The sequence below is a fragment of the Acidobacteriota bacterium genome (assembly GCA_016196035.1).
In the GTDB taxonomy this organism is placed as follows: Bacteria; Acidobacteriota; Blastocatellia; order RBC074; family RBC074; genus JACPYM01.
On sequence record JACPYM010000125.1, the window covers coordinates 33,622 to 59,289 of the forward strand.

Below are 25,668 nucleotides of genomic sequence, written 5' to 3' on the forward strand. Positions count from 1 at the left end.
GGCTTAATTTCTAACTGGAGGAATGAATATGAAAGTGTCGTTGAATTTGCTCAAACTGCCGGCCTTGATCTGTGCTCTGCTGATCTTGCCGGTCTATGCCAGCGCGCAAGATGAATTCGTGCGCTTTGCGGGCACGACCTGCACCACGACGCCATACCTGCACTGTCCCGACAGCGAATGCTCAGGGTCTATCGTGATCAATCAGGGGAATGTGGTGGAGATGAAGACGCGCCGCACTTACTTCCTGGATTATCCGTGCGATCTGAAGAAGGGCGAGAAAGTCACCTTCATTCTCAGCCTGCACGGCGGCGGTTCGTATGGCAACTGGCAGCGCAACTATTTCCCGCTCATGGATTACGTGAACAAGTATCGCCTGGTCGTCGCCACGCCCAACGCGCCGACGCGCGCGTGGTCAGAGGCGGACGACACCTATCTGCACAACATCGTCAACTTCGTCATCGAACAGCTTGGCCGCGAGAACATCAAAGCCTTCTGGCTCTCCGGGCATTCGCAAGGCGGGATGACTTCCAACCGCATCATCCGCACCGACTTTTTCAAAGACAAAGTGGACGGCTGGCTTAGCTTGTCCGGCGGGCGTTTGGGCGGCAACCCCGGCCGTTCGGCAACCTTCGCACCGGCTGGCTTGCCGGGCGCGACGCCCCCCGCAGCGGCGGCCACGCGTCCCGCTCCCGGTGGCGCCACTCCCGCCGCGAATGCGCCGATGATGGCGGCAATGGCGGCTTTGCGCGAGCCGCCAGCGGCTGACTTCTCGTTTATTTACGAGACGGGGCAGCGCGAAGTGGATGAGAAAGGCGTGCCCGAAACTTCGGATTGGGCGAAGAAGTATGCCTGCGGCCCGCGCCGCGCACCGATGGAAGTGGTGGATACCAAAGCGGGCTATGTGTATGACAGTACCCGGCTCAATCAATTGCGCCCCGGTTGGGGGCTGTTGCCCGCGCCCGGGAAAGCGCAGGTCTCTGTCTTTCCCGATTGCAAGGAGGGCCGCGTCGTCGCCGATGTCGTGCGCCTCGACAAAGGCCACACCGAAGGGCTGGAACCGAAAATCACCGAAGAGTTAATCAAGCTGATGCTCACGGCTAAAGGCGGCAAGTTGCAACAAGCCCCTTAGCTTGGTTTGACGTTCGGTTGGCGGGGAGCCACACGGCGGAACGACTCCGATTGTGTGGCTTCCCCCTCGCTACGACAGCAAGTCGCACTCTCTTGAATTCCATTCAGCCCATCCGCACAGCTTGAATTTCCAGCAAGCCCGCCCTCCTCTTGAAGAGTCAACCTAAATCCTACAAGCTATTCACCCCGTCGCGTTTGGCCGCACCGGAAGAAGAGCGCGGTTCGTCTGTCGTGCATAGAGATTAATTTTCAGACTTTGCCCAAAACCGGTTCGTCTAAGCGGTCGCACAGTTACGTGACGGCAGCGCGTGCGAAAATGCCGCGCAACAATTTGCTGGGATAAGTTGGCAACGGCCGGGGAAGGTGATTCTGATTCATTCTATGGAAATCAGCGACGATCAGATCATCGAACGCACACTGGCAGGGGAAACTGATGCGTTCGGTCTGTTGGTGCAACGCTGGGAACGCCCGATTTATGGGTTGTCCCTGCGTATGCTGGGGCGTGATGAGGACGCGCGCGATGTCTGCCAGGAAACCTTTCTGGCGGCGTTCCGCAATCTAGGCAAGTTTCGCGGCGACGCCAAATTCTCATCGTGGATTTATCGCATCGCGCTCAATGCCTGTCATTCCAAGTTACGCAAACATGGCGGCGTGCGCGAATATTCGCTCGACACGGAGGATGCGGACGGGCGCAAATTTGAATTGCCCGACTGGGGCGCCGAGGAAAGCACAGATCGTTTGCAGCGTGACGAACGGGCCGTGCTGGTGCGCCGGGCGTTGCAAGCGCTGCCGGCTGAGATGCGGCAGGTGTTAATCATGAAGGAATATCACGAAATGACCTTTGCTGAGATTGCCGAGGTCTTGCAAATTCCGGTGAGCACGGTTAAATCACGGCTCTATACCGGATTGCAACAGATGCGGGCGCGGCTCGATAAATTGCGCCGCGCGATTTGAACGGCCGCAACACTGTGCACGAAGCAACCGTCAATAAAATGATCGAGGTACTGGCCGAAAGAGAAAGTGAGCCGAACGGAGAGATTATGAAGTCGCAACATGAAGCCCCCAAATGTGAGCGGAAGGAAGAATTGGTCGAGTATCTTTATGACGAGATGCCGTTCCAACGCCGCGCGCTATTTGCCGATCATTTGACCGCTTGCGCCAGTTGCAGCGCTGACTTGGTCGGCATGGAGCGGCTGCGGGGCGAATTGCGCGTGTGGGATGTCCAGACGGTGCCTCGCATGGAACTGGTCATCCCCCGCTCGAAACTCGACGTGCTGAAAGAATTGCTGGGCCTGTTTCCGCTTTGGTCGCGCGCAATGCTGGCGACGGCGGGGGCTGTCGCTACGATTTTGATCGCGCTCGGCACGCTCAGTCTGTTCAGGCAAACGAATGCCGTGCCGGACAAAATGGCTGGCGGCGCAACGCCTGCCCCGCTGAATGTGCAGCTTGTGGCACCCCCGCAAATTACGACGCCCGCAGCCTTGTCACCCGCCGAAATCAAAACCCTAGTCGGGGCCGAAGTGGCCAAGGCGCTTGAGCAAGAGCGGCAAACGTTGCGGACGCAAATGGCGGCGTTGGATGCGCGCAATCAGGAGCAGCGCGCCCAATTGCAAACGCTCACGCATCAACTGCGCGCCTTGAACGTTCGACATCAGGAAATGCTGGCGGCCCAACAGCCTTCGATTCGCAGCATCTTTGCCGAGGCTGAGCCGAACAGTGAAAGGTGATTGGCAATGAAACCCGCTGTCTCAAGGACAATTTGGTTGAATTTGGCGACGCTGATCTTATTGCTGACGCAGGCTGCCGTTGCCCAAAATCTGGCGCGCGGCTTGAACGGTCAAGCGCGTAACCAACAAACGCGCCCCGGTTTCGTCAGCCGGACTGAAGCGAAACCCGAGACGCGGCCTGAAAAAAAAGTACAAGTCGAAGCCGTCAAAATGATAGACCCCGCCAAACAAACGAAGGTGGCGGATTTCTTCAGCGCCGACGAACAGCAGTTGGCCCGCTTGGGCGTGGGCAATCCGGTGGCGCAGATGCTGGTGTTCCGCGAATTGCAGCGCCGCTTTCCCCTCAGCGACAAGCAGCGCGCGGCCATCCTGGCGCTCTTCAAAGAAGAAACTCCCCGGCTGCGTACTTTGCGCGAACAACGTGGCAAACAGGAACACGCCTTGGAAGAGGCCATCTACGGCGAGAGCTTCGACCCGCAGGCGATTGATCAACTGGTGAATGAATCCGCCGCCACACAAAAGGAATTGATGACCCGGCAGGCGACGCTCGAAGCCCGCCTGCTCGGCATTCTCGCCGTCGAGAATCGCGGCCAGGCGCGGCTGTTTCTTGCTTTGTACGAGCAGGCGTTAGGCCCGCAACGTAATAGCCCGCCGTTGCCGATGCTGCTCAACCGGCAATACAACGGCCCGTGGCGCGTGCTGGCCGAACTGTTTGGCGATGATCTGGAAATGCTGATCCCCGGCTTTGGCAATCCGCTGACGATTCTGCTGGTCTTGCGCCAACTGGAGTTGGCACCAGCGCAAAAAGCCGAGTTCAAAGCGCTTTCCCAGGAAGTGCGCAATGAATTACGCACCGAGTTTGAACAGCGCAATGCCGCCGCGCGCGAACAACCCGGGCGCGAACCGCTGGCGGAACGGCTGGAAAACAAATTGAAAATTGTCGAAGAAAACGCAGATCGTCAGGCGCGGCTGATGAAACGCCAGACGCACGTCGAAACGCGCTTCCGGCAAATTTTGAATCCCAAGCAGTGGGAAACCTATACGACCCTCTTGCGCGGCATGTTGGTGGGCAATGTCGTGCGTCCGGCAGCGCCGCCCGTCAATCAACCGCTGCTGAAAAACCGGCCCGTCCGGCCCTTGCTCAAAAATCCTGAATAAGCAACTTCTTGAGGTTCGACAGCCGTTTGGCTGTTCTAAAAGATGCGGGTAAAGTGGTGCGCGTGCCTGGGCGCACCACTTTCTTTTTGAGTTTTCCGCATCGTGACATTCACTCTTGCCGAACAAATCCTGCTCAGTGCTTTGCTGCCAACCGAGGCGAGCCACGGCCGTTTGCGCCAACTCATGCAAACCGGCGTGAATGGGCAAGCGGTGGACTGGCTGGCGCTGGTCGCGCGCGCCGAAGCCGTTTACCTCGCGCCCTTATTGCGGTTCAATCTGGCACGCGGTGGTTGTTTGCCGCATCTGCCCGCCGCCGCCCAACACCAACTCGAACAAAGCAGCCAGACCTGGGCGGCGCGCCACATGGCGTATGTGCACGAAGCCGAGCGGTTGTGCACTGCCTTGGCTGCCGCCGGGATCGTGGCGTTTCCGCTCAAAGGCGCGGCGTTGATGCTGGGCGCTTACTATCCGCAAGCCGGCTTGCGCCCTGCCGTTGATCTTGATTTGCTGGTTGATCCCGCGCGCATCACCGAGGCCGAAGCGGTCGCGGCAGCTTGCGGCTACGCCCTTGAACCGGGCCGCACCAAAGCCCGCCCGCGCCAACGGCTGCCGAATGAACTCAATCACGCGGCTCCGCGACGCGGCGCAAACGGGTTGTTGCTGGAATTGCATACGCGCGCCTTTCACGCGGTGCGCGTCGGGCGCGATTTTGGGTTTGCTGAAATGTGTGAGCTTGGCCGTATCCGGAGCGGTAGCGACCAGGTGAGCTTTAACGCGGGGATTGATTCACCAGCAACCAACCCGGTTGCTACCGCTCCCGGTACCGCCTCAACTCCCTGCGCCCCCGCCGCGTTGGCCTTGCATCTGGTGCATCACACGCTGGTGGATTTGCAAAGCACGCACGCCATCCTGCGCACGCTGGCCGATCTGCATTTCATCCTGACGCGGGATGGCGCAATTGCCAAGCAGTTGCGTGCCTGGGCGGCTGAATACGGCTTTCGCGGGGCGGTTGAAGCAGCCTTGCAGGCAGAGCGCTTGCTGGCAGTCAGCGATTTGCGGGGGCTGAAATATGTCGGAGAACGCACCGACGATTGCACGCTCTTGTTGAAAACGGCCTTGGACGAACGCCCTCAAGGATTGGCCGCTGCCGCGCGGTTGCTTGAGTATCTGGATTTTTCGCATGCGCCTTTGCGCAAGCTAGGCAATCTGGGCGCGCTGCTGTTAACCAATCGTGAGCATTTGGCGCAGCAGTATGAAGGGCAGGGAACGTTGCTGTGGCGTTATGTACAACGGCCTTTTGTGTTGTTGGGCAAGTTCCCTTGGTCAAGTTTGCGGCCTGCCAATCTGTGGCGAGTCTGGCGTTGGCGGAAGCTGACGGAAGCCAGCCGGACTGAAGCCTGACTTCGGCATTACTCCTCGCCTTCTTCCCGATACAACTTCAATTTGTTGTGCAATGTTTTCAAGCTGATTTGCAACAACTCGGCGGCGCGCGTCTTGTTGTTGTTGGTCTTGATGAGTGTTTTGAGGATCAATTGGCGCTCGGCTTCTTCGAGCGGAATGCCGACGGGCAAGGTGATGGTGTCTTCGGCGCGCAGCGAGCGGCCATCGAAGAGTTGCGAAGAGAGATGATGCTTTTCGATGCGCTGGCCGTCGCAGATGATGACGGCGTGTTCGACCACGTTGCGCAATTCGCGCACATTGCCGGGCCAGGGATGACGCGCGAACACTTCGAGCACTTCGTGTGAAACCAACCGGGCGGGGCGTTGATGCCGATCCGTGAGTTCCTTGACCATGTGTTGTACCAGCAGCGGAATGTCATCGCGGCGTTCGCGCAGGGCGGGCAGTTTCATGTGGATGACGTTCAGGCGATAGAGCAGGTCTTCGCGGAATTCGCCTTTGCGGACGGCTTCGAGCGGGTCTTTGTTGGTGGCGGCCAGCACGCGCACGTCCACCGGCGTTTCTTTGCTGCCACCCAGGCGGCGCACCTTGCGGTCTTCGAGCACGCGCAGCAGTTTGGCCTGCAACATCACGGGCATCTCGGCGATTTCGTCCAGAAAGAGCGTGCCGCCGTTGGCCAATTCAAAACAGCCGTCGCGCCGCGCTACTGCGCCGGTAAACGCGCCGCGCTCGTGGCCGAAGAGTTCTGATTCCATCAGCGATTCGGGGATGGCCGAACAGTTGATCGGCACAAAGGGCCGGGTGGCGCGTGGGCTGAGCTGATGAATGGTTTGTGCGACGACTTCTTTGCCAGTGCCGGATTCGCCGGTGATCAGCACCGAGACGGACGAACTAGAGACCTGTTCGATGGTCGTATAAACCTGCCGCATCGCGTGCGAATTGCCGACCAGTTTGCCGAAGACGCCGTATTCGCCCAGTTGCCGCCGCAGCCGCACGTTTTCCTGCTGCGTCGAAGACTGTTCGATGGCGCGTTGCAACACGACATTCAACTGCTTCGTGTTGATCGGCTTTTCAAAGTAATAGAACGCGCCTTCTTCTTTGACGGCGCGCACGGCGTCTTCGATGGTGCCCTGGCCCGTGAGCAGGATCACCGCCGTGGCCGGGTGTTCTTCGCGCAGCTTTTTGAGCAGGCCGAAGCCGTCCAGCCGTGGCATGAACACATCGGTAATCACGGCCTGCGGGTAAAATTCGCTGGCCATTTCGATGGCCTCCATGCCGTCGCCCGCCGCGCGCGTTTCATAGCCCCAGGCCGTCACGATTTCGCTCAAGCCGGTGCGGGCCGCCTGTTCATCATCAACGATCAAAACTCTTGCCTTATCCATAGGGCGTGCAGTGTAGCAACAGCGCGCCACCTTGCCAATCCGGGTATGCAGCGCTTCCAGCGTGCAGGCGTGGCGGCAGGCGAAATCATCCCGGAGGGTTTCCTTTCAACATCCATCCGTCCGATTTGATACGGCACGCTGGAAGCGCTGCGTACCCAGGACAACCAGGTTTGAAAATTCATGGTTCATCCGCAACAATCCGGCACCAATATGTTGCCCCAACAAAATGCACAATCCGCATGGCCGAAAAATATTTTGGTGCGCGGCACTAATTGGCTCGGCGATGCGATGATGACGACCCCGGCCTTGCGCCGTTTGCGGGCAGCTTTTCCGGCGGCGCGCCTGACCTTGCTGGCGACGCCGCGCACGACCGGCCTTTTTACGGATTCCAGTCTGGTGGACAGCGTGCTGATCTATCATCGGCAGGAAGAAGGCGTGCAGGCCTTTTGGCAGATGACGCGGGTCTTGCGGGCGCATCAATTCGACTTGGCGCTGCTGTTTCAAAATGCCTTTGAAGCGGCCTTACTGGCGAAGCTGGGTGAGATTCCGTTGCGGTTGGGGTATGCCGCGCAAGGTCGCAGCCTGTTGCTGACGCATCGTTTGAAACGCGGCCAGCAACATCGTAATCGCCATCAGGTGCACGATTATCTTGACCTCGTAAAGTTAGCCGAACGCGTTTGCCTTGGACAATCCGCCGCGCCGTTGACCGCGCCTGACCTCTTGCCAAAACTCAACGCCAGTATTGACCAAATGCAGGAAGCCGAAGTGCTGTTGCGGCAGCAGGGAATCGAAGTGCAGCAGCCGCACGCCAAGCCGCTCATCGCCCTCAATGCCGGCGCGACCAACAGCCGCGCCAAATGCTGGCCCGAAGACCGCTTTGCCACCCTGGCCGATTTGTTTAGCACGCGGTTGCAAGCCCAGATCGTTTTCATCGGCGCGCCGTCCGAACGCGAAAATGCCGCGCGCGTGCTGGCCCAAATGCAAACGCGGGCAGCCTTGAATCTGGCGGGTGAAACCAGTCTGAGCCAGTTAATCGGTTTGCTGGCGCGCTGTGATTTGCTGGTCAGCAACGACACCGGCCCGGCGCACATCGCGGCGGCCCTGGGCCGTCCCACGCTGACGCTGTTTGGCCCGACCAATGAATTTGAGACGGCGCCGACGGGCGAACGCGCCGCTTTGTTGCGGGTTGACGGCATTGAATGTGCGCGTTGCATGCACCGCGTTTGCCCGATTGATCATCGGTGTATGACGCGCTTGGAAGTTGGGGCCGTGGCTGAACGTGCGTTGCAATTGTTGCGGGTCTGAACCCTGGATCAATCGCTTTCCGGCGGTTTGAGTTTGCCCGTTCCAAAGCTGTCGAAGTTGAATTCGCCCGAACGGAATTTAACTTCTCCCGAAGGATATTTCAGGCTGCCGCTGGGGAACTTGAGATCGCCGGAGGGCACCTTGAGGCCGCCGGACGGCAGCCGCAGATCGCCGGAGGGCATCTTTAAGCCGCCCGTGGGCAAGCCCAGACGCCCGGAGTTCGTGCGCAATTCGCCCGTCGCGATCTTACGGCTAATCTCCTCAGTCATGGTCAGCGGGAAGATTTCCATCAGCCATTGCCGCAAGTCCGGCACGGGCCAGTTGACGGCCCAATCGCAAACGCCGCGGCTGCCCTGATCGCCCTTGGCGCATTCGCTGGCGAAATGATGCAGCGTTTCCAGCGCGGCTTGCGCTTCGGGCGTGACGTCAATCCAAGTCGCGCCCTTTTCGATGATCTCTTCGCGTAATTTGCGCGGCGTGCGCGACATCGGGCCGAAAGTGCGGCGGCTGTCGCGTGTCAGCACCAATTCATAGGTGCGGTGGCCGTAAAAGCGTTCGAGAATGCGCTGGATTCTTTTGGTGTAACTCGGCAGGTGCGTGTGATTGACCAGCGTGATGTGCACGTTGTATTCCGAGCCTTCGAAGAGTAAATCAACATCGCGCGGCAATTCATCGCTGCGCAAGCGCCATTCGGGGCGCGCATAGCCGATCAACGAAGCCAGACAGCGTGGGATGCGTTCGTCGAAGCAGTCGTCTTCGCGCATGTCCGGCAAGAGTTTGTCGTATTGCGCTTGCCAGATTTTTTTGAACTGCTCGTGTTGGGCCGGCGGCAAATGGCCCGAACCGAGTTGGCCCGAGTTACGCACCGCCTGCAACGCGCCAGAGGTACCCACGGGCCGCGATTGCTCGTAAAGCAGCGCGCAATGTGCAAACAATTCGCGCGCCTGGTACCCGATGACGGTCAGAATGTCGGATTCATCCAGCGGCCAGAATTGGTCGCGCCGCTCTTCGCGCAAACGCGCCAGGGCGGGCACGGAATTGAGCCGCAAGGTGATCAAATGCTGCGCCTCGCGCCAGGTCAGGGGTGCCAACCAAACTTCGTTTAATTCACATTCGTGACCGGCCTCGAGCTTGCGCAAGACTTTGCGCAAGGGATCACGGTATTGCGACTGGGTGCTGGTGATGAACAGGGTGCAACGCGCCGCCTGCCGCAACTCTTCGTAAATCCGCAGGAAGTTTTCCAACCCCGCCGTGTCTTCCGGGTGGGTTTGCAGCGTTTCAACCTGATCGAAACAGATGACAAAAGGCAGTTGCGGCGTGACCAATAAAAGCAGGCCCAGCACCACGGCGCGCGCGTGTTCTTCCAGCGCTGCTTCTTCGGTCGGCAAGGGTTTGAGATTTAATTGATCCAGCACGAGCGGGTGCAGGGCTTCGCCGCGTAACCAGGCGCAGGCGGTGCGGTCGTTGAAACCCAACAACAGATTGCGCAACACGAGGCGCATGTCGTTGCCGATGCGGGAATCGGGATCAATCGCTTCAAAAATTTCCTCGAAGTATTTGAAGAAGGCGGTGATGCTGCGCGCGTCCTTGCGCATGTGCTCCAGCCATTCGCGCCCTTCGCCTTCGACCAGGCCGTAATGCGTGAGACGGCACAGCAAGAGCCGTTCGAGTTGTGTCAAGCCGCTCGGCGTCGGGCGCAAAAAATCGTTGACCAGGCAAATTTGCAACTGCCGCCAACTCAGTTTCGGCAGGCTTTGCAAATTTACGGCCAGCAGCGTCCAGCCTTCCGCCGCCGTAAAATCATTGTCAGCGTTGGCCTGTTCAAAGCGGGTCAGCATGCGCGCCAACAGATGCGACTTGCCGTTGCCCGCTTCGCCATAGAGCAGCAGCGAACTCGTCTGGCTTTCGGCGCGCAATTGGGCGAAGGCGAGGCAGCAATTTTCAAACGAGATTTGATGCAAGGACGGATGATCCACCTCCGGCGGTTGCCAGAGGTCGTCAATCGTCCGTTGCCGGAACGGATTTGGGAGGGTGGCGCGGACAGACATAAAACCATGCTCAGGGGACGCGGAAAGATAGAATTGCTCGTGGGATGGAGTTACTGCGGCGTGTCTAGGTTCGGTGTAGGATGCGGGCGGAGTGTATAATCGGCGCAATGATGAGTCAATCCAGAATTTTGCTGACAACGATTAGTTTTGCGTGGTTGGTGTTGAGCGGCGTGGTGCAGTGCGGTACGGGGAGCGGTAGCGACCCGATGCTGCTGCGTCGCCCACACTTGGAATTACCAGGTCGCTACCGCTCCCCGTACCGCAACGTGGGCGCGCCGCTCCAAGCCGACGATCTGGCCGCGTTGGTCAACGCTTTGCAAACCAAGTATGACCGCCTGACCTCGCTGGCCGCCGATTTCACTCAGGTCTACAACGCGCGCGGCGAACGCACGCGGCGCGAGAGCGGCACGCTGCTCTTAAAAAAGCCGGGCCGCATGCGCTGGGATTACACGACGCCCGAACGCAAACAATTCATCAGCGACGGCAAATGGCTGTATGAATACGTCGAGTCCGAAAAGCTGGCGACCCGCAGCGCTGTGCGCGAGTCTGACGATTTGCGCGCGCCCTTCGCCTTCCTGCTCGGACGCGGCAAGTTGCGCCGCGATTTCCAGCGCATCGAATTCGCCAGCGAAGCGCCCACCAAAGCCGGCAATCGCGTCTTGCGCCTAGTGCCCAAACGTACACAGGATTTCCGCGAATTACTGGTCGAAGTCGAACCCGGCAGCTTGCAACTGGCGCGCCTGGTGCTCATTGATCGCAATTTGGCGCGCTCTGATTTCCTCTTCAGCAACATGCGCGAAAACGCCCCGGCCAGCGAAGCGCAGTTCGCGTTCAAAGCGCCCGCCGGTGTGAAAGTGGTGGAGCAATGAGCGCACCCTTGCTTGACCGGGCGCGCCTGCACATCTTTACCGATTTCGACGGCACGATTACCGAACAGGACACGCTGGTTTTTCTGGCGACACGGCTGGGTGGCGGGCCTGAAATGGTGCAGGCCATCGGGCGCTTGCTTAGAACCCACGAAATCACCCTGCGCGAAGCCATCGCCGCCGAAATGCGCAGCGTCCGCGTGCCTTATGCCGAAGCCGAAAGACTGCTACGCGCCGAAGTGCAACTCGATCCGCACTTCAAACCTTTTGCACACTGGTGCGCCGCGCAACGGTTGCCGCTGACCATCTTGAGCGCAGGCTTTTATCAAAACATCCACTTGTTTTTGTCGCGCGACGAATTCCCGCACATAGAAATTCTGGCGAACGAGTTGCAACCCAACGAGCGCACCGGCTGGCAATGCATCTTCCGCGATAATTCGGATGACGGCCATGACAAAGCCCAGGCATTGCGCGCCGCGCGCCAACGTGGACAATATACCGTCTTCATCGGCGACGGCCTTTCGGATCGGCGCGCCGCCGAGGCTGCCGATGAAGTCTTCGCCAAACCTGCGCTGGCCGAACATTGCCGCGCGCAGGGCATCGCCTGTCACGAATACCAAACTTTTGCCGAAGTCTGGGCGCAGTTACGCGGCAGGTTTGAGACCGAACGTTAATCGGCCACAGAGTCACCGAGACACAGAGGAAGAACTGCTAGTTGTTTGATAACCACGAAGCAACGAAGACCGCGAAGAAGATGAGAAGAAGGAAAAGAGGCCGCTGATGATAGCTCTCCGTCCTTCTTCGCGGTCTTCGTTGCTTCGTGGTTATAAGACTTTGGCAAAGGACTTTTTCAGACCGCTTAAAAATAAAACTCTGTGCCTCCGTGACTCTGTGGCGAATTCTTGAGAGTTACGCATGGCTGAATTGATCTTGAGCAACGGCTCTGACCAGCGCGAGATTGCGCGCAAGCGGGCTGAACTGAAAGAACTCGAGGCGCGGCTGGCGGAAGCCGAGCCGCAACTGGCGACCTTGCAAAGCCTGATGCGTGTGTTTGAGACGCGCTACCTGCAAATCATCGGCGCGCGTTATGACGAACTGGCCGAGATCGAAATCGAGATCGCCAAGCTGCAAGGCTTACTGCCAGACGAAGACCTGCTCGACGGCGAGTCGCTGGCTGATGACGAAGTCGGTTGCGGCCAAAACCGCTTTCACGCTGACAAACTCAAAAAGCTTTACCGCGAAGTCGCGCGCAAGTTTCATCCCGATCTGGCCGATGACGAATCCGACCGCTTGCACTGCCATCAACTCATGATCGAAGCCAATCGCGCCTACGAAACGGGCGCGCACGCAACGCTCGAAGCCATTCTGGAAGCGGGCCAAGCCGTCGAAGCGTGCGCCACCGGTTCACCCGAATTGATCTGGCTGATGCGCCGGGTGGCCGAAACCAAAGAACAAGTCTCGAAGCTGGAGATGGAAATCGCCGCGCTCACTTCGTCAGAGCTGTACCGCTTGAAACTGCGCGTCGAAAATGCGGATGCGATGGGCGCGGATCTGTTCATGGATTTGCTCGCCCAAGTGGATCGGCAAATTCGCAAGGCGCGCAACCGGCTGGAAGCGTTGCAAGGCGTGATGCTGACGGCATGACCTGGGTACGCACCGCTTCCAGCGTGCAGTCTGGGCGTCGAACGGAACTAGGCCGGAGGTTTTTTTCAGTCTCAATTGGTTTAATGCCAAGTCTGCACGCTGGGAGCCGTGCGTACCCAGAACGCGTTGTGCCGGGGCGGTACCGCGCGCGTCAGCAAGCGGCGCGTCAAGCTTGCGCCATTGGCTGAACCGCTCAGGCTCCGCTTGCTGACGCGCGCGGTACCGCCCCGCTGCCCGGCTTTTCCCATACACTGATGTGAAAACCGATTTAGGTTCAAGGGAGAGATTATGACTACCTACTTCCGTCTCGTTCTCGTTCTCTTGCTGGCAGTGCTGCCCGCCCTTGCACAACAACGAACGCCGCCCGCGCCAACCAACGGCTGGCCCACCGCCACACCCGAATCCCAAGGCGTAGATTCCGCCCAACTCGCCGCCGCCATCGAACAGGCGCGCCGCTTGAACATTCACAGCCTGCTCATCGCGCGCAACGGCTATCTGATTGCGGAAGCATATTTCTTCCCCTACGACGGCAAACAGCCGCACGACCTGGCCTCGGTGACGAAGAGCCTGACCGCGACGCTGGTCGGCCTCGCCATCGCGCAAGGCAAGATCAAGTCTGTGCAAGAACCCATGCTCAGCTTTTTCAAAGGCCGCAAATTCGCCAACCCCGATTCACGCAAAGAGCGCATCACCATCGAACATCTGCTGACGATGTCATCGGGCCTGGATTGCGCGGGCCGTGGCGAACCCGCGTTGTGGGGCATGCTCAGCGCTGACGACAACGTGCAATACATGCTTGACCGTCCGATGGTCGCCGAACCGGGCAGCACCTATGGCTATTGCAGCGGCGGCATGCATCTGCTCTCCGCCATCCTCACGCAGGCGACGGGGATGAAGACTGCGGCCTTTGCGCAAAAATATCTCTTCGGCCCGCTCGGCATCCGCACGCTCAACTGGCCGCAAGACCCGCAGGGCGTCAATCATGGCTTCGGCAATCTGCACTTGCTGCCGCGCGACTTGGCGAAACTCGGCTTGCTCTTTCTCAACCAAGGCAAGTGGAACGGCCAACAAATCGTGCCTGCCGAATGGATCAAAGCCGCGACGAGTTCGCACATCAAAACGGGCGGCGCGGGCACCAGCGATTACGGCTACGGTTGGCGCGTGCCGCCGCCCGGCAGTGCGGTGGCGTTTGAAGCCAGCGGACGCGGCGGCCAGCAACTCAGCATCTTGCCGTCCAAGAACACCGTGATCGTTTTGAACGGCGGCGGTTTTAGCACTGCCGAAGCAATGAAGCTGTTGTTGCCCGCGCTCCAATCCGAACAACCCTTGCCGGAAAACCCTGCGGCCTTTACCAAGCTGAAAGCCGTCATTGCCGCCGTTGCGCAACCGCCCGCGTCCATCGAAACGGCCCCGTTGCCCGCGCTGGTACAAGCCATTTCCGGCCAACGCTACGAACTCGAAGACAACTGGCTGGGTCTGCACGCGCTCACCCTGACCTTTCGCAACACGGCAGGCCCCGCGCTGGCGAAACTGGAATTCGTCCCTGCGCTCAAACAATACCAGTTCGGCTTGTCTGCCAAAGTGCGCGGCCTGGGCGTGCTGACCGAATCGCGCCCGGTGGGCCTTTACGGTGTCCCGCTCATCACCAACGACGGCATCATGGGTTCATCGGTCGGGCTGAAAGGGAATTGGGAAGACGCGCAGACCTTCGTGTTGGACTATGACGAGATCGCCAGTACCAACGGCTATCGCTTGCGGCTGAACTTTACGGAAAGCGGCGTGAGCGTGCAGGCGAAGGAGCGGACGGGGTTGTTTGATGAGAAGTTTGGGGGGAAACTGGCGGGCAAACACTGAGTATTATCGAAGCCATAGATTTCGTAGACAAAGATTGAGGAAGCGTCATGTGCATTGAATGTGTATTTGAAGGTGGTGTGCTGAAACCGTTGGAATCCGTTGATCTCGTTGAAGGACAGCGGTACATCGTATTTTTTGAAGAGGTTCGCGGCGACGAATCGGCAGAGGAAAAGAAGCTGTGTGTCAGCGATTACAAGCGTTGGCTGATGAATGGGAGCGCAATCGAGGAAAGTAAACATTGAGCATGTAGTCCGTTATCAATAGGCACGAATTGGAAGAGAATGGTTGAGATATGGGGCTGAGTTTATTGTTACAAAGCTCGCGCAGCGAGATCGAAAGTAAACACGTTCAACAGATTATTGCCTTTGCTGGGCAAGGGAAACTACTGGATGAGAGTGCAACCAGTAATGAGTTTCGGGATTTTCTGAAACAAGTTTCTTCTGAAGTACTCGAAAGGTTTGCTAGCGAATGTTTGACCACCAAGTTTGATGATTCAGGCTTGGCGTTGCAGGACGTTGTAAATCAAGTTGGGAAAAGACTTGGATTTTTAGTAAAAGACGGGCGTTACCGCGGGACAAAGAGGGACATCGGATATGACGGGTTATGGCGTTTTCCAGATGGGCACAGTGTTATCGTTGAGGTGAAAACAACCGACGCATACAGGATCGACACTTCTAAGATCGCTGATTATCGTAAAAAATTAGTAGTGGCAGAAGAAATTGACGAAGACCACTCCTCGATCTTAATCGTGGTTGGCCGAGAAGATACTGGTGACTTAGAGGCACAAATAAGGGGGTCTCGTTATGCTTGGGATATTCGGCTAATAAGTGTGGATGCATTATTGAAGCTGATGTTCTTGAAGGAATCTGTTGATGACCCAACTATCATACAGAGAATTTGCGCGATCTTGATCCCAAGAGAATTCACTCGCGTTGATGGAATCATTGACATTGTATTTTCTGCGGCAGCCGAGGCCAAAGTTGAAGATGAACTTGTTGCTGAAACTGAAGACGAGGAAATGCCAAATAAGGACGAAGCTCCTGGCAAAGTAATTCGACCAGCCGCCTACCACGAAGCTTGTGTTGAGCTATTTTCTCAGGCTCAAAAAGTAATTCTTGTAAAACGAACTAGGAACACTTTTCTTTCCCCTGATGGTCAAACTGCTATTGTGTGTGCGGTTTCCAAGACTCATCAACTTCAAGGCAAACAGAATTATTGGTTTGCATTCCACCCCCACCAAAAAGAATTTCTTGAGTCCCATCCCAATTCTTACCTAGTGCTTGGTTGTGGTTCTAGCAAACAAGTACTGGCGCTTCCTTATTCTGTGGTTAATGGGTTGTTGGGCGATTTGTGGACTACCGAACTTGAGGATCGGATGTATTGGCATATTCGCTTGCAGCAAGAAGGCGCAAAGCTCCGATTAAACCGAAAGAAGGGCATAGGGAATTTGGATTTATCTGCCTATTTGCTAGCTGTAGCTTAGGCCACCTTCAACTCTCTCCTCTAAACACAAAATGGCTGAAGAAAAATCACAACTCCTTCGCGGTCTCACCCTCACCGGCACCACCGCGCTCGTCATTGGCACCGTCATCGGCACGGGCGTCTTTCTGAAAGCGGCCCCGATGGCGCAGGGCGTAGGCTCGCCCGGCTTGGTGTTAGCCGCGTGGGTAGCCGCCGGGCTGCTGTCGCTGGCGGGCGCGCTGACCTACGCCGAACTCGGCGCGATGTTGCCGCACGCGGGGGGCGAATACGTTTACCTGCGGCATTCTTACGGCGAAGCGTCGGCGTTCCTGTTCGGCTGGCAACGTTTCATCGTGGCGGGTAGCGCTTCGATTGCGGCGCTAGGCGCGGGGTTTGCGATCTTCCTGTCGCGCTTTGTGCCGCTGGATGCCGTGTGGGCGCGGCACGATTTCAACTTCCTGGGGCAGATGATCAATTGGCATTTCGGCGCGAAAGAGGTCGTCGCGGTTGCGGTGATTCTGTTCCTCACCGCCATCAACTGCCTGACCGTAGCCTTTGGCGGCAAGGTGCAGGCCTTGCTGACGGTGCTGAAAGTCGCGGGCATTGCCTTTGTGATCTTCGGCGTGTTCTTCGCTTCGCACACGGCGTCGTGGGCGCATCTGGCGACGCCGGCGGGCGCGCCGCAATGGAGCGGGTTTGCGCTCTTCGGCACGGCGATGCTGGCGGCGCTGTGGGGCTACGACGGCTGGAACAACATGCCGATGGCGGCGGGCGAAGTGCAAAGTCCGGGCCGCAACATCCCGCTGGCTCTGATTGCCGGGATGGTCATCGTGATGGCGATCTATTGTTTGTTGAACCTCTCGTATTTTTACGCGCTGCCGTTTCAGGAAGTCGTGACAGCGAATTCGACGCAATACCGCGAGGCGCTGCCTGCCGCGTCAAAAGCGGCGCAAACCTTTCTGGGCGATTTTGGCGGACGCTTCGTTTCGATTGTCTTCGTTGTCTCGGCGTTCGGCGCGCTGAATGGTTCGATCCTGTCGAATGCGCGCGTGCCATATGCGATGGCGCGCGATGGGATGTTTTTTGAAAAGATGGGCGCGTTGAGTGAGGGAACGCGCGTGCCCGTCTTCGGCTTGATCGTGCAAGCGATCTGGTCGTGCGTGCTGGCGCTGTCGGGAACGTTCGATCAGTTGACGGATTGTTTGTTGTTCGCCTCGTGGATTTTTTATGGCTTGGTCACGTCGGCAGTATTTGTGTTGCGACGCAAGCTGCCGAATTTGGAACGGCCCTACAAAACATTCGGCTATCCGGTCGTGCCGCTGATCTTTGTATTGGTGGCGTTGTGGCTAATCATCAACACGCTGTTTACGAAGCCGGTGGAATCTGTAGTGGGGTTGGTGCTGATGGCGTTGGGGCTGCCACTCTATTATTACTTTCGCGCCCAGCAAAAGAATTTTGTTAGCAAGTGATGAATTCTCCCTTTATTGCTGGCTTTTCGGCTGAAATTAAATCTTGCCCCTATCTTGACCGTCAGCACAGAGAGGCGTAAGGTGACCGCAGTGATCGTACTTGCAGGCTCAAACCATTGATCATTAGCGACGATGGAACGAGCAACCTTATTAACTGTGCTGGCAAGTCGCTGGCCCCGACAAAGGAGGTGCTGCATAGCAATTGAGTCACAACTGAATCATACAAACCGAACGTTGATCAAACGTTCTTGAATGCGTCTCTTGACGCATCGGTTACTAAATCAAAGAGCCTGCCAATTTACCGCAAGGGAGTTGGCAGGCTCAATTCGTTAGTAACTCAATGTTTCTGCCCGGCCCATATTCTAGCTGGTTCGCTGCACGCGCCCTTTCCCTTTTCCTGCCTTACCTGTACAAAGAGTCAAGTACTTGTGCGACACCCGCACGCATCGAACGAGCAACAGCTTTACTTCATCACTTCAGGGAGAAAGTTCAATGGGATTCTCTGCCATTGATTACATCGTCTTACTGCTTTACCTCGTGGGCATCACGGTTTTTGGCACGCTCTTCCGGCGCACGCAGAAAACCGTCAAGGATTATTTCGTCGGCGCGAAAAATATTCATTGGCTGGTCATCAGCCTTTCGATTGTCGCCACAGAAACCAGCACGCTGACGCTGGTCGGTGTGCCCGCGATTGCCTATGCGACTTACAAGCACCCCGAGCAGGGCGGCAATCTGACGTATCTACAAGTCGTCATCGGCTACATCATCGCGCGCATTATCATCAGCCTGCTGTTCATCCCAGCCTATTTTCAAGGCGAATTGCTGACGGCGTATGAGTTGCTCAAGCAGCGCTTCGGCGTCGGTACGAAAAATTTTGCGGCCTCGCTGTTTTTGATTATGCGGGCGCTGGCCGAGGGCGTGCGGATTTATGCAGCCTCCATCGTGCTGAGCGCGGTGCTGAAATCGAGCTTTCCCAGTCAGCCGAATCTGTGGTTGTGGTCAATTATCATCGTTGGTTTGCTGACGCTGGTTTACACCTTTGAAGGCGGCATCGCGGCGGTGATCTGGACGGACTTGGTGCAACTGATCATCTATGTCGGCGGTTCGTTGCTGGCGGCGTATATGCTGATCAAGCTGGTACCGGGCGGCTGGAACGAAATTGCGGCGCAAGCGACGGCGGCGGGCAAATTCCAGATCGTCTCATTTAGTTGGGATTTCAGTTTGCCATTCACCTTCTGGGCGGGTTTGTTGGGCGGAACGTTTTTGACGATGGCCTCGCACGGCACGGATCAATTGCTGGTGCAGCGGCTTTTCACTTGCCGCGACATGCGCGATAGCCAGAAGGCGCTGATCTTCAGCGGCTTTTTTGTTTTCTTCCAGTTCGCGCTCTTCCTGCTGATCGGCGTGATGCTGTTTGCGTATTACAAAGCCTATCCGCTGGCGGTGCCGCTGGCGAGCAATGACGAAGTCTTTCCGAACTTCATCGTGCAACGCTTGCCACACGGCATCTCTGGGCTGGTGATCGCGGCGATTTTTGCGGCAGCGATGTCAAACCTGAGCGGCTCGCTCAATTCGCTCGCTTCGACGACGGTGCTCGACTTTTACAAACCGCTGGTGAAACCGCATGCCGACGATGCCAGTTTGCTCAAACTTTCGCGCTGGCTGACGGCAGCTTGGGGCGTGTTGCTGATTCTGATCGCCATCATCTCGCGCAACTGGGGGTCGGTGTTTACCGTAGGGTTAACGCTGGCTTCCTTGGTTTACGGCACGATGCTGGGCGCGTTCCTGCTGGGCGTACTGACAAAACGCGCCAACCAGCGCGGCGTGATCTGCGGCATGCTGGCCTCGCTGGTGACGATGACGGCGGTCAAGTTTTACACGACGATTGCGTGGACCTGGTATGTGTTGATCGGGACGGTCGTTTGTTTGGTAGTGGGATATTCGCTCAGCGCTTTGCTGCCAGCCAAGCAGACCGAATAGTGGGCTTGTCAGATATAATTATTTTCGTTTTCTGTCTTGTCCCTTGCGCCCAAAGTTTTGAGAGGTGTTTTTGTGCAGCTACGATTTCTGGCGATCATTTTTGCCTTCATTCTTGTCTCCATTCCAACCGCCGCCACGCAGACTAAGCCGTATCAACCCGTAGACCGTCCACTCTCCAAAAAAGAAGAGAAGTGGGTGCGCGACACGCTCAATAAAATGACGCTCGACGAAAAGGTCGGGCAGATGTTTTTGGCTGATGCTTATTACACGGGCTTTTGGAATCGCGAAAGCGCAGCCTACAAAGAACTGCAACATCGCATCGCCGACAACAAGGTCGGCGGCATCCTCGTCTTTCGCAGCGACGTCTGGCCGACCGCTGTGCTCAACAATCGCTGGCAGGAATTAGCGCAAACGCCGTTGCTGATTTCATCCGACCTTGAGATGGGGATGGGCATGCGCTTCGACGATACGCCGTGGTGGGCACCGAATATGGCCGTGGCCGCGACCGGCGATACCAAATGGGCGCGCTTGCACGGCGAAGCCACTGCCAAACAGGCGCGCGCGCTGGGCATCAACTGGCTGTATGCACCGTCGGTGGATGTGAACAACAACCCCGACAACCCCGTCATCAACGTGCGTTCGTATGGCGAAGACCCGGCGCAGGTTTCCATCTTCGCTAAGGCGTTTATCGAAGGCGCACAAACGGCGGGCGCGCTCGCCTGCGCCAAACATTTCCCCGGCCACGGCGACACGGCAACTGATTCGCACATCGGCTTGCCTATTGTTGACGTCAGCCGCGAACGGTTGGAGAAACTCGAACTCGTGCCGTTCCGCGGGGCGATTGACGCGCGTGTAGCCTCGATCATGTCGGCGCACATTGCATTGCCACAGATCGAAACCGAATTGGCCGCTCCTGTGCGCCCCTTACCCGAAAATGAAGTCGCCGAATTCAAATCACTGACCGAAGAGACCGGCGTTCGCGTCACGCTGCCCGGCACGCTCTCACCCAAAGTGCTGACGGGCATCCTGCGCGAAGAACTCAAAGTCAACGGCATCGTCGTGACCGACGCGATGAACATGGCCGGGGTCGCCGCGCGCTATACCCCCGCCGAAGCCGCCATCCGCGCGATCAAGGCAGGCGCTGACCTCATCATCAAATCGCCCGACATTGACGCGGCCATCGCGGGCGTCAAACAAGCTGTGACGACCGGCGAAATCTCCGCCGCGCGCCTTGATGTTTCGGTTGAGCGGATGCTGCGCGCCAAAGCTGCGTTGGGTCTGAACGTGCGCAAGACGGTTGACCTTAACGAAGTTGACCGTCTGGTTGCCGCCTCTGAATTCAACGACGTCGCCCAACAAATTGCCGACCGTTCGATCACGCTGGTGCGCGATTATCAAAAGCTGCTGCCACTCGATTCGAGCAAACCCGCGCAACTCTTTCACCTGACATTTACCGATGAAGAAGACCCGCTGATCACCAAACCCTTTGTTGATGAATTGCGCGCCCGCGCTGGCAACATTCAGCTTGAAAGTCACCTGCTCAATCGCAATGCCACCGACGCGCAGATCGCCGCCGTCCTGGAGAAGTTGGATGCGCGTCCGCACACCGCCGTGCTTTTCGCCATCGCTGTCCGCGCCCGCAGCGGCAAAGGCAGCGTCGCCTTGCCGCCCATTGGCAAACGCATTGCCGAAGAGTTGATCAAACGGCATATGACCACGCGGCTGCCGCTCGTGACGATTTCGTTCGGCAATCCGTATTTGCTGAACGCGCTGCCCGCTTCGCCGTCATACCTGCTGGCGTGGAGTCCGTTCCCAGTCAGCCAACGCGCGGCGGCCAAGGCGGTGTTGGGTGAGATTGAAATCAATGGGAAATTGCCAGTGACGTTGCCGGGATTGTATGAGCGAGGCAGTGGGATGAAAGTGGAGCGGAAGCAAGTGCTGCCCAAGTAAAGAATGTGGTGAAGCTTCAGAACCGAGGGTGAAAAAATGCAAGAGCGCTATGCCTGTCTTGGTTAGATAGGTGTAGCGCTCTTCAGCTTTTCTGTATGGTTACCGCAGTTTATTCCGGCGTCCGGGCTGTTTGAATAATGTGGTCAGCCGTCAGGGCGACAGTTTGCGGCGCATCTTTGGAAAAGAACGTGACCAGCAGCAAGATGCCTTTGTTGGCGCGGATGATGACGCCTTTGCCGATGAAATCGAGCGGGGCCGGTTGGTTGGGCACCTGAAAGGCCGCTTTCAAATCCAGGAAGGTTTTGATCTGTTGGCCTTCGGTGACGACGCGGCGCGAGAGGGCCTGCATGTTCTGAATGCCGTTGCCGGAACCCATGCTCTTGAGGATCAAGTCCACGATCATGTCGTTGTCGTGATCGGGGCTGTTGGCCTTGTCGAGCTTGTTCCAGATGGCGTTCAGAAAGGCCGCGTCTTCATTCGATTTGAACATCGCCCCGGCGCTGACTTTCTGCGACTGCATCTCATTGGAATTGAGCGAACCGCCAACCCAGTATTGCGGAATTTCAAATGAATAGCCCGCCGCTTGATCCTGATACCGCGAATATCCCGCGCCAGCATTGGCCGGATTGCCCGCCGGATTACTCGTAGCGGTTGCGGGCGGGTTGGCGGCAGCAGTGGCCGGTGGCATTGTGGACGATGCGCTGACGGGCGTCGTATTCGCTGTAGGTTTCGACGTAGTCGTCGAGTTCGGCGTCAATGTGGCCGTACTGGCCGTGTTGGGTTGCTCTTTGGATTTGGCCGTTGGGGGCGCTGTGTTAACGGGCGCGGGCGCTGTTGGCGCGGGCTTGATCATGGGCGGCGCGGCGGTTGTTTTGGGCGTATTGCTTGCCACATTCGCAGGCGCTTCGGCATCGGGCTTTTCGTAGTTGGCGACGTAATACTCGCTGAAGGCGCCTTGTGCTTTGAGTTGCTGGCCTTTTTGTTCGGCGGCGGCACGGCTGGCGAAATTGCCGGTGCGCACGCGGTAAAAGACGCCTTTGCCGGCCACGTTGCTTTTGACCAGATAAACGTCCAGGCCTGCGGCTTTGAGTTGCGCCATTTTTTCTTCGGCTTCGCTGCGCGTCGGATAGGCGCCGAATTGCAGGGCAAAACGTCCGGCCTGGGCCAATGCGGTCGCGGCCAACACCAGCACGAGACAGATTGTCAGAAACGAGAGTGAAAACGTGGGTCTATTTTTCATAAGCTGATTTCCACCTAACACCATAATCCAGGGCACTTCGATTTTTAAGTTTGGGATGTCGGTTTCAAATGCAGGGACGCGCGTATTATGCATGAAGTGCCCGGGTATTTGAACCGGAAAGTGAGCTTTGAAATAACGTAGGGGCAGACCTGCGTGTCTGCCCCTGTCGCGCTAGACGGAATCGAAGTCTACAAATGCCACCGGGGCAGACACACAGGTCTGCCCCTACGATGTGATTTTATTTGAACATCAGCTTCACCGGGTTGGCTTTCTTGCCATCCACGGTCAATAGCACTTCCACCTCACCGCGCCCGGCCAGGCTTTGCGGCGCGAGCACGTTCAGTTGATCCAGGCCCTCCAAGCCGCCGACCTTGCCCGCGAAATCGGCGTTGAGTTGCACGCCGCCGATTTCGACCGTCACCGCTTCGATCTTGCTGCGGTAACGGAAACCCGTGCCGTACAGGACGAGGTAAACCGCTTCGCTGGCATCCGACACGTCAATCGGCTTGGCGACGAACTTTTTCGTTTGCGGGTCGAGTTGCGCGAATGTTTCGTAGACCTGCTGCCCATTCGCTTTGACGCGCAACACCAGGCCGGTGGCGATGCCCGCGCCATTCGCGTTCGCCGTGAACAGCGCGGGCGCGACCGGCGCGATCTGCACGAACTGCACCGAGATGTGTTTGCTGCCGCTCTGAATCATCACCAGCGCCGGGCCGAGCGCGACTTTCTCCGGAATCAGGTAATTGACCTGATTGCCCGACACGAAAAAGAGCGGCGCTTGATGCAATTGCCCCAGGGCGTCCTGCACCGTCACGACCGTGCCCGCCAGTTCGGTCGGCAGCGGCACTTTGTTGGCGGCCATTACTTGCGTCGCCAGATCGTTGCCAAAGGCCGCGACCATCGAGGCCGGCGCGAGCGTTTCGCCGGTGAAGCTCGCCGCCGAGACATTCGCCAGCGGGCCGTAAACCATAAACGCTTTCTCGTTCGAGAATGCATTGGCGTTCAAGTCCAGCACAGTGACGGCGGCTGCGCCTTCGGCCATCAGGTCGCTGGCGGGAATCGTCGCCAGCAGTTCGCCGTTGCTGATGTAATTCGTCGGGCGTTCCTGCCCGTTCCAACGCACGCGGCAATTGTTGTTGAAGTTGATGCCCGTGACCTTCAGCGCGAAATCCTTGCTGCCCAACGCGGTGAAACCGGGACTCAAGTTGGCGATGACGGGCGCGGGTTTGGCGTTCGCGGTTTCCTGTGTGAGCGCGAGCGTTTTGCCCGCGACATCCATTTGGCCGCTACGCGCCGCGCCGTTGTTGGCGGCGACGGTGTATTTGACGACGCCGTTGCCGATGCCGTTCGCGCCGTTGGTGACGATGACCCAGGCGGGCGGATTGTTGATGAAATAAGGGCAAGCCGCGTTCGAGGCGGTCACGTTGACGACGCCATCGCCGCCCGTGGCCGGGAACGCTTGCGAGGCCGGGTTGATCGTGAACGAACAGCCCGCCGCCTGACCGATGATGATGTTCTTGCCCGCGACCGTGATCGTGCCGGTGCGCGCGGGGCCGTTGTTGGGCGCGACGGTGACAGGGACGTTGACCGAACCCAGATATTTCTGCACGCCCGGCCCGTTGCCAACGGTGATCCAGGCATCATTGCTGGAAGCTGTCCACGGGCAGTCGCTGCCGGTGGACGATACATTCACAGCGCCGGTATCACCGTTGGCAGGGAAGCTCTGACTGTTTTGATTGACCGTCAGCACACAGCCGCCCGCTTGGGTGACGGTCATTTGCTTGCCGCCAGCGGTGATGATGGCCGTGCGTTGCGCGCCGGGGTTGGCGTCGTAGGTGTAGGCCATCTGTTTGTCACCCGCGATGTCCGGATGGTTCGGGATGTGCAGCCAGGCGGCGTTGCTGTCGGCGTGCCATTTACACATGTTCGACGTGGTCGTCACCGTGAACGAACCGATGCCGCTCGTGGCGGGCAGGCTCTGGCTGGCCGGGCTGAACGTATAGTCGCAGCCTGAGCGTTGATGAATTGCAATCGAATTGAACCCAGCGGAAATCAAACCGTCGCGCGCGGGGCCGGGATTCGCGTCCACCGTGAAATTGAATTTGCCGTTGGCGCTGGCGCCGATGTGCACCCAGGGCACCAGGCTGTTGGCGTTGAAGGTGCACGCGGCATTGCTCGGTTGCATGTTGACCTGATTGCCGCCGCCCGCTTCGGTAAAGGTGAAATCGTTGGGCGCGGCGGTGAAGGTGCAGCCCGCCGCCTGATTGACGGTGTAAGCGTTGCCGCCGATGTTGATGACCGCCGAACGCGCCGGGCCGTTGTTGCTGCTGACCGTGTAATTGATCGTGCCGTTGCCCTGGCCGCTGGTGCTGCCCTGCGCCACTTGTATCCAGGCCGCGTTCTCGCTGGCCGTCCATTGGCAGAGGATGTGCGAAGCGGTCACATAGGTCGTGCCATTGCCGCCCGCCGCGCTGAAATCTTTTGAGGGCGGGCTGATCGTGAAACCGCAGCCGCCGACCTGAGTGACCGTGACGACTTTGCCCGCGATGGTGATATTGTCCAAACGCTGCGGGCTGTGATTGGCGTCCACGATCACGGTGACGACGGTGCTGGTGAGGCCGGCGGCGGGCACGATGTGCAACCAGGTCGCGGGCGTCGTCGCCGTCCAGGCGCAGCCGATGTTGGAGACATCCACATTGAGTTGGAATGAATTGGCCGCCGCCGCCACGGTCTTCGTGAGCGGCGAGACGGTAAAGGTGCAAGCGACCGGCTCAACGACTGGCACAACGGGCGCCGCGCTGGCCTGCTGCAAAAAGTAATTCGAGGCCAAGCTCAAGCCAGTCACGGCGAGCACAGCCAAAATGAAAGTTTGAATGCGAGTTTTCATGATCTAATTCCTCCTCCCCCGTTTTCTGTCGGGCGCGCGACCGCCGCGCGGTGCGCCGCCGGTTGGCCGGGCGGGGACGTCCGGCAACGGGGCGGAGTCTAGCCAAGTGTCCGGTGATGGCTCATGCCTGGTTTGGTGATGTTTTGGTGATGTGCCGGTGCGGCGGGGTGG

The 25,668-nt window shown here is 58.1% G+C and carries 19 protein-coding genes; 15 read left to right on the plus strand and 4 right to left on the minus strand.

Annotated elements, in window-relative coordinates:
- Nucleotides 1-28: 28 nt before the first annotated feature.
- The 5 genes from HY011_34770 to HY011_34790 all read left to right on the plus strand — a co-directional run bounded on the left by HY011_34770 (nt 29) and on the right by HY011_34790 (nt 5,414).
- Complete coding sequence (locus HY011_34770; protein ID MBI3428118.1) at nt 29-1,129, plus strand: alpha/beta hydrolase; 1,101 nt, start codon at nt 29-31, stop codon at nt 1,127-1,129.
- 380 nt (nt 1,130-1,509) lie between these two features.
- The gene (locus tag HY011_34775) at nt 1,510-2,082 is read left to right on the plus strand and encodes a sigma-70 family RNA polymerase sigma factor (protein ID MBI3428119.1); all 573 of its coding nucleotides are present in this window, start codon (nt 1,510-1,512) and stop codon (nt 2,080-2,082) included.
- Nucleotides 2,083-2,168: 86 nt separating this feature from the next.
- Nucleotides 2,169-2,855 carry a hypothetical protein gene (locus tag HY011_34780; protein MBI3428120.1) on the plus strand — a complete coding sequence of 229 codons (687 nt, stop codon included), beginning with the start codon at nt 2,169-2,171 and terminating at the stop codon, nt 2,853-2,855.
- A gap of 6 nt (nt 2,856-2,861) precedes the next feature.
- Entirely contained in the window at nt 2,862-4,013 is a 1,152-nt protein-coding gene (locus HY011_34785) for a periplasmic heavy metal sensor (GenBank protein MBI3428121.1), read from the plus strand.
- A 102-nt stretch (nt 4,014-4,115) separates the two neighbouring features.
- A complete protein-coding gene (locus HY011_34790) occupies nt 4,116-5,414 on the plus strand; it encodes a nucleotidyltransferase family protein (protein MBI3428122.1) in 1,299 nt (432 codons plus the stop codon).
- Between the two features lie 8 nt (nt 5,415-5,422).
- Here the strand turns inward: HY011_34790 and HY011_34795 are convergent, their stop codons facing one another.
- Nucleotides 5,423-6,793, minus strand: a complete 1,371-nt coding sequence (locus HY011_34795) for a sigma-54-dependent Fis family transcriptional regulator (GenBank protein MBI3428123.1) — start codon at nt 6,791-6,793, stop codon at nt 5,423-5,425.
- A 180-nt stretch (nt 6,794-6,973) separates the two neighbouring features.
- Between HY011_34795 and waaF the strand changes: the two genes are divergently transcribed.
- A complete protein-coding gene (waaF, locus tag HY011_34800) occupies nt 6,974-8,098 on the plus strand; it encodes a lipopolysaccharide heptosyltransferase II (GenBank protein ID MBI3428124.1) in 1,125 nt (374 codons plus the stop codon).
- 8 nt (nt 8,099-8,106) lie between these two features.
- On the opposite strand, the gene HY011_34805 is transcribed toward waaF, so the two are convergent.
- Nucleotides 8,107-10,146: a hypothetical protein gene (locus HY011_34805; protein MBI3428125.1), complete on the minus strand. Its 2,040-nt coding sequence runs from the start codon at nt 10,144-10,146 to the stop codon at nt 8,107-8,109.
- 128 nt (nt 10,147-10,274) lie between these two features.
- On the opposite strand from HY011_34805, the gene HY011_34810 reads away from it, so the two are divergent.
- The 9 genes from HY011_34810 (at nt 10,275) to HY011_34850 (ending at nt 21,370) form a co-directional block, all read left to right on the plus strand.
- On the plus strand, nt 10,275-11,015 hold the full coding sequence (locus HY011_34810; protein ID MBI3428126.1) for an outer membrane lipoprotein carrier protein LolA: 741 nt from the start codon (nt 10,275-10,277) through the stop codon (nt 11,013-11,015).
- On the plus strand, nt 11,012-11,686 hold the full coding sequence (locus tag HY011_34815) for an HAD-IB family phosphatase (protein MBI3428127.1): 675 nt from the start codon (nt 11,012-11,014) through the stop codon (nt 11,684-11,686). Before HY011_34810 ends, HY011_34815 begins: the two co-directional genes overlap by 4 nt.
- A 241-nt stretch (nt 11,687-11,927) precedes the next feature.
- Entirely contained in the window at nt 11,928-12,656 is a 729-nt protein-coding gene (locus tag HY011_34820) for a hypothetical protein (GenBank protein MBI3428128.1), read from the plus strand.
- Between the two features lie 288 nt (nt 12,657-12,944).
- Nucleotides 12,945-14,510, plus strand: a complete 1,566-nt coding sequence (locus tag HY011_34825; protein ID MBI3428129.1) for a serine hydrolase — start codon at nt 12,945-12,947, stop codon at nt 14,508-14,510.
- Nucleotides 14,511-14,557: 47 nt separating this feature from the next.
- Nucleotides 14,558-14,752: an antitoxin family protein gene (locus HY011_34830; protein MBI3428130.1), complete on the plus strand. Its 195-nt coding sequence runs from the start codon at nt 14,558-14,560 to the stop codon at nt 14,750-14,752.
- A gap of 50 nt (nt 14,753-14,802) precedes the next feature.
- On the plus strand, nt 14,803-15,993 hold the full coding sequence (locus HY011_34835) for a hypothetical protein (GenBank protein MBI3428131.1): 1,191 nt from the start codon (nt 14,803-14,805) through the stop codon (nt 15,991-15,993).
- Between the two features lie 31 nt (nt 15,994-16,024).
- Nucleotides 16,025-17,440: an amino acid permease gene (locus tag HY011_34840; GenBank protein ID MBI3428132.1), complete on the plus strand. Its 1,416-nt coding sequence runs from the start codon at nt 16,025-16,027 to the stop codon at nt 17,438-17,440.
- A 492-nt stretch (nt 17,441-17,932) separates the two neighbouring features.
- Complete coding sequence (locus HY011_34845) at nt 17,933-19,420, plus strand: sodium/solute symporter (protein ID MBI3428133.1); 1,488 nt, start codon at nt 17,933-17,935, stop codon at nt 19,418-19,420.
- A gap of 72 nt (nt 19,421-19,492) precedes the next feature.
- On the plus strand, nt 19,493-21,370 hold the full coding sequence (locus HY011_34850) for a hypothetical protein (protein MBI3428134.1): 1,878 nt from the start codon (nt 19,493-19,495) through the stop codon (nt 21,368-21,370).
- 109 nt (nt 21,371-21,479) lie between these two features.
- Here HY011_34850 and HY011_34855 read toward each other — a convergent pair whose 3' ends face one another.
- Together HY011_34855 and HY011_34860 are read right to left on the minus strand one after the other, a co-directional pair.
- Nucleotides 21,480-22,610, minus strand: coding sequence for an SPOR domain-containing protein (locus HY011_34855; GenBank protein ID MBI3428135.1), 1,131 nt, complete (start codon nt 22,608-22,610; stop codon nt 21,480-21,482).
- Between the two features lie 238 nt (nt 22,611-22,848).
- Nucleotides 22,849-25,497, minus strand: a complete 2,649-nt coding sequence (locus tag HY011_34860) for a hypothetical protein (protein ID MBI3428136.1) — start codon at nt 25,495-25,497, stop codon at nt 22,849-22,851.
- Between the last annotated feature and the right edge of the window lie 171 nt (nt 25,498-25,668).